General features: G+C 60.9%; 3 protein-coding genes. All 3 read left to right on the forward strand.

Going from position 1 to position 3,534, the window contains the following annotated elements; translation table 11 throughout:
• A partial coding sequence (ilvG, locus tag B2589_RS01095) for an acetolactate synthase 2 catalytic subunit (RefSeq protein WP_286815343.1) occupies positions 1-1,626 on the forward strand: 1,626 nt, incomplete at its 5' end.
• On the forward strand, positions 1,623-1,901 hold the full coding sequence (locus tag B2589_RS01100; protein WP_286815344.1) for an ACT domain-containing protein: 279 nt from the start codon (positions 1,623-1,625) through the stop codon (positions 1,899-1,901). The genes ilvG and B2589_RS01100, both read left to right, overlap by 4 nt.
• A 317-nt stretch (positions 1,902-2,218) precedes the next feature.
• On the forward strand, positions 2,219-3,534 hold a 1,316-nt coding region (locus tag B2589_RS01105), incomplete at its 3' end, for a dihydroxy-acid dehydratase (protein ID WP_286815345.1).

Genomic DNA, 3,534 nt, shown 5'->3' on the forward strand with positions numbered 1-3,534 from the left:
TGCATCATGCCGCTATACGATGCCCTGGTGGACGATGTCGGTGTGGAACACGTGCTGTGCCGCCACGAACAGGCCTGCGCCCTGTCCGCCGACGGCTATGCCCGTGCCAGTGGCGAGATTGGCGTGTGCATCGCCACCTCCGGCCCCGGTGCCACCAATCTGATCACCGGCGTTGCCAATGCCTATATGGATTCCATCCCCATGCTGGTAATCACCGGGCAGGTAGCCACCAGCATGATCGGCACCGATGCCTTCCAGGAAACCGACATTCTGGGCATGACCCTGGGCATCGTTAAGCACAGCTACCTGGTGGACGATGCCGAAGCACTGCCGGTGATCATCGAAGAAGCCGTCCAGCTGGCCCAAAGCGGCCGCCCGGGGCCGGTGTGGATTGATATTCCCAAAGACGTCCTGCTGACGGAAGTGGCGACTGCCTCACCGGCCACTGCGCCCTCACCGGACGCCCACTGCCCGGACATCACCCGCGCCCTGGCCATGCTGCGCTCGGCACGGCGCCCCCTGCTCTACAGTGGCGGCGGCGTTTCCCTGGCCCAGGCCGAAGACAGCTTCCGCGCCTTTGCCGAAACCTCCGGCCTGCCGGGCGTTGTTACCCTTAAAGGCATCGGCAACGCTGGTAAGCACAATCCCCATAACCTGGGCATGTTAGGCATGCACGGCTCCCGCGCCGCCAACAAGGCAGTCGAAGAATGCGACCTGCTGTTCGTAGTCGGCGCCCGCCTGGACGACCGCGCCACCGGCAAACTGGACGGTTTCGCCCCCAACGCGAAAATGATCCACATCGACGCCGATGCCGCCGAGATCAATAAACTCCGGGAGGCCGACCTGGCGCTGCGCGGCGACCTGAACGCCATTCTGGTGGCATTCATTGCCGCTCTGGAAAGCGAGTCGCTGGCCATCGCCGACTGGCAAAAGCAATGCCAGACCTGGCACACCACCGGTGGTTTCAAGGCCGCGGATAACGAAGAGCCCATGGCCCCCATCACCGGCCCGGCCTTCATCCGCCAGCTGTCCCGCACCGCCCCGGATGACACGGTCATCGCCTGTGACGTAGGCCAGCACCAGATGTGGGTTGCCCAGCATTACGAGTTTGACCACCCCCGCCGACACCTCACCAGCGGCGGCCTGGGCACCATGGGCTTCGGCCTGCCGGCGGCCATCGGCGCGCAGTTTGCCGACCGAAACAGCACCGTCATCAACGTAACCGGCGATGGCTCGTTCATGATGAACGCCCAGGAACTGGCAACCATCCGCCGGTACAAGTTGCCCCTGAAGCTGATCATCCTCGACAACCAGTGTCTGGGCATGGTGCGCCAGCAGCAAGAGCTGTTCTACAACAACCGGGAAAGCCACATAAACCTGGACGACAACCCGGATTTCGTGGCCATGGCCCGCGCCTTCGATATCCCGGCCCTGCACATAGACCGCACCGACCAGATCCGCCGGGGCATAGAAACCATCCTGGCCTACGACGGCCCGATGCTGCTGCACGTGGCCATCAGCCGGGAAGAAAACGTATGGCCGATTGTTAAACCCGGCGGCAGCAACCGTGACATGATCGACGAAACCAAGCGCACCAGCACTGCAAACAAGGAGAACGTAGCATGAACCCGCAATCCCAGACGGCTATGCCTAGCTACACGTTAAACTGCCGCATGAATCAGGAAGCGGCTGCACTGGAGCGCCTGTGCCAGGTGGTTCGGGTTCGGGGTTTCCGGATTTCGCGCATGTCTATGGAGGCCGCCGATGACCACCTAAATATCGCCCTGACCCTTTCGGGTAGCCGGCCTATCGGTATGTTACGTTCGCAGCTGGAGAAGCTGCATACGGTTGTTGAGGTGGCCCTTCAGGAACAGGCGGCTGTTCGTTCGGTTTCTGCCTGAGGGTCTGGCTCCCAGACTTCCGGTTGTGCGGGCGGGCTTGCGGGGTGGCTGTTGGATTTTTTTTGGAAAAACAACTCGCTTCGCTCAGACATCTTTTTCCGGCAAAAAATCCAACAGCCACCCCGCGCCGACGGGCATTGGCGGGTTCACAGGAAAACTTACCGGGCCTGAGTTGTCCCCACTGCCGACGGGCAGCTCTGGTATAAGCTGTTTTTTGCCTGCGGCGCTTCTTTGACAGAGGTTGCGCTTTGGGGCTTTGTGGGTTTTGCTGGTGAGAGACTGATTTCGTTAACGACTTTAGATTGGGAGGTTTTGATATGACCACGGATAAACGACGTCGTTATTCCGCTCCGGTGGTGGATGGTATTAACAAGTCTGCCAGTCGCGCGATGTTGCGGGCGGTGGGGTTTCAGGATGAGGACTTTCGGAAGCCGCAGGTGGGTATTGCCTCTACCTGGAGTAATCTGACGCCCTGCAATATGCACATTGACGGGCTGGCCCGGGAAGCCGCCAAGGGGGCAGATGCAGCGGGCGGCAAGAGTCTGATTTTTAACACCATCACGATTTCAGACGGCATTGCCAACGGCACGGAGGGGATGAAGTATTCGCTGGTGTCGCGGGAGGTGATTGCGGATTCGATTGAGACGGTGGCCGGCTGTGAGGGTTTTGACGGGCTGGTGGCGATCGGGGGCTGTGACAAGAACATGCCGGGCTGCATGATGGGGCTGGCGCGGCTTAACCGGCCGTCGGTGTTTGTGTATGGCGGGACCATCATGCCCGGTGAGAATCACACCGACATCATTTCGGTGTTCGAAGCGGTGGGTGCCCATGCCCGCGGCAATATGGACCTGATTGAGGTGAAGCAGATCGAGGAAACCGCCATTCCGGGGCCGGGTTCCTGTGGTGGCATGTACACCGCCAACACCATGGCCTCGGCCATCGAGGCGATGGGTATGAGCCTGCCGGGCAGTTCGGCACAGAATGCGGTGTCTGACACCAAGCTGGCCGATTGTGAGGCCGCCGGTGCGGCCGTGCTGAAGCTATTGGAAGCAGATATCAAGCCTTCCGACATCATGACCCGCGAGGCGTTCGAGAACGCAATTACCGTGGTGATCACCCTGGGCGGCTCCACCAATGCGGTGCTGCACTTGCTGGCCATGGCCAGTACCGCCGGCGTTGAGCTGTCGCTGGAGGATTTCGTGCGCATTGGCAAAAAGGTGCCGGTACTGGCCGACCTGCGCCCGTCCGGTCACTACATGATGTCTGAGCTGGTTGCCATCGGCGGTATTCAGCCGTTGATGAAAATGCTGCTGGAGAGGGGCCTGCTGCACGGAGACTGCATGACCGTTACTGGCAAAACCCTGGCTGAAAACCTCGCGAGCGTACCCCCCTACCCGGAAGACCAGCAGATCATCCGGGCCTTCGAAAACCCCATCAAAGCCGACAGTCATTTGCGCATCCTGTTCGGCAACCTGGCGCCGGAAGGCTCGGTGGCGAAAATCACCGGCAAGGAAGGCACCCACTTCTCCGGCCGCGCGCGGGTGTTCCATTCTGAAGAAGAAGCCCAGGAGCGCATTCTCGACGGCACGGTGGTGGCCGGCGATGTACTGGTGATCCGCTACGAAGGCCCCAA

It is taken from the genome of Marinobacter sp. UBA3607, assembly GCF_002375525.1.
Classification (GTDB): Bacteria; Pseudomonadota; Gammaproteobacteria; order Pseudomonadales; family Oleiphilaceae; genus Marinobacter; species Marinobacter vinifirmus.

What these genes read in the sequence shown, in the direction of transcription:
- B2589_RS01100 (WP_286815344.1), top strand. Translation starts at nt 1,623, where the DNA reads ATGAACCCGCAATCCCAGACGGCTATGCCTAGCTACACGTTAAACTGC.